The sequence below is a fragment of the Leisingera sp. F5 genome, assembly GCF_001593695.1.
This window is the reverse complement of the sequence record NZ_LUKH01000741.1, coordinates 1-1757: the sequence shown is the minus strand read 5'-3', so window position 1 is coordinate 1757 and position 1757 is coordinate 1. Positions and strand designations below refer to the sequence as shown.

Sequence of the window (1757 nt, the reverse complement as noted above, 5' to 3'; positions counted from 1 at the left end):
TGCGCCAGCAGCAATTGCCTCGCGCAGTTTCTTTTCCAGCGTCCGCTGTTTGGACTCTGCATAGTATTTCAGGCCGAACATGTCTTTGACATAAAAGGCATCGACCACCTGTTCGCCATAGGTCGCGATCACCGCGTTGGCGATATAGACATTGGCGGCTGCCAGTGCCCGGGCCAGATCATAGAGCAGGCCGGGACGGTCGCGGGTGTCGACCTCGATGATGGTGTAGATTTCCGAGCCGTCGTTATCGAAGGTGATATGGGTCGGCACCTTGAAGGCGCGCTCGCGTTTCTTGATCTTGTCGCGGGATTTCAGCGCGTCGCGGGTGATCACTTCGCCTTTGAGGGTCTTTTCGATCATCTGCTTGAGCCGGTGCAGGCGGATCGGATCGAAAGGATGGCCTTCGCTGTCCTGGATCCAGAAGGCGTCGGTCACGTAACCGTCCTTGGTGGTGTAGGAGCGCGCGTCCACCACATTGGCGCCGACCAGCGCCAGCGCGCCGGCGATGCGGGCAAAGATGCCGGGGTGGTCTTCCATCACGAAACAGGCGCGGGTCGCGTCGCGGTCCACGTCCGGATAAAGCCGGATCATCACCTCGCCCGCGTCGCCTTTGGCGGTGTAGTCGCGCAGCATCTCAGCGAAATCCACATGCGCGGTGACGTGCAACCCGTGCCAGTACGGCGGATAATGCCGGGCGGTTTCGGTTTTGAGTTCGGCTTTGGACCAATCCGGCAGCGCTTCGCGCAGGGCCTTTTTGGCCGAGGCGCCGCGGTGCTCGCGGTTCAGCGCCTCCATGCCGCCTTCCAATGCGGCGCGGGTCTGGCCGTAGAGCGCGCGCAGCAGGGCGGCTTTCCAATTGTTCCAGGTGTTCGGGCCGACGCCGCGGATGTCACAGACGGTCAGCAGCAGCAGCAGATCCAGCCGTTTGACCGTTTGCACCGCCTTGGCGAAATCGCGCACCGTGCGCGGGTCGGCAATGTCGCGTTTCTGCGCCATGTCCGACATCAGCAGGTGATAGCGCACCAGCCATTCCACGGTCTCGCATTCGGAGGGTTTCAATCCCAGCCGCGGCGCCACCTTGCGGGCGATCTGCGCACCCAGGATCGAATGGTCCTGCACCCGGCCCTTGCCGATGTCATGCAGCAGCATCGCCACCATTAGCACCTTGCGGTTCAGCCCCTTGCGCAGGATCGAGGAGGACAACGGCAACTCGTCCTCCAGCTCGCCGCGTTCAATCGCAGCAAAGTTGGCGATCACTTGGATGGTGTGTTCGTCCACCGTGTAGGAGTGATACATGTTGAACTGCATCATCGCCACGATGGGTTCGAATTCGGGCAGGAAGGCGGACAGCACGCCAAGTTCGTTCATCCGCCGCAGCGCCCGTTCGGAATTGCCGTGTTTCAGCAAGAGGTCCAGAAAGATGCGCCGGGCTTCCTTGTCGTTGCGCATGCCGTCATCTATCAGACGCAGATTGGCGGTGACCAGCCGCATGGCATCCGGATGGATCAGCATGCCGGTGCGCAGGGCTTCCTCGAAAATCCGCAGCAGGTTCACCCGGTCGGCCAGAAAGGCTTCGGGATCCAGCATGTCCAGCCGGTTATGCACCACCTTGTAGCCGGGTTTGATCCGCGGGCGCCGACGGAAGATGCGCTCCAGCAGCGGCGCGCCTTTTTGCTGGCTGGCCTCCAGTTTGGTCAGGAAGATCCGGGTCAGGTCGCCGACCCGCGTTGCATGGCGGAAATACTCCTGCATGAAGA

The 1757-nt window shown here is 61.7% G+C and carries 1 protein-coding gene; it reads right to left on the bottom strand.

Annotated elements, in window-relative coordinates:
* A partial coding sequence (gene glnD / locus A2I95_RS35435) for a [protein-PII] uridylyltransferase (protein WP_291737242.1) occupies nt 1-1757 on the bottom strand: 1757 nt, incomplete at both ends.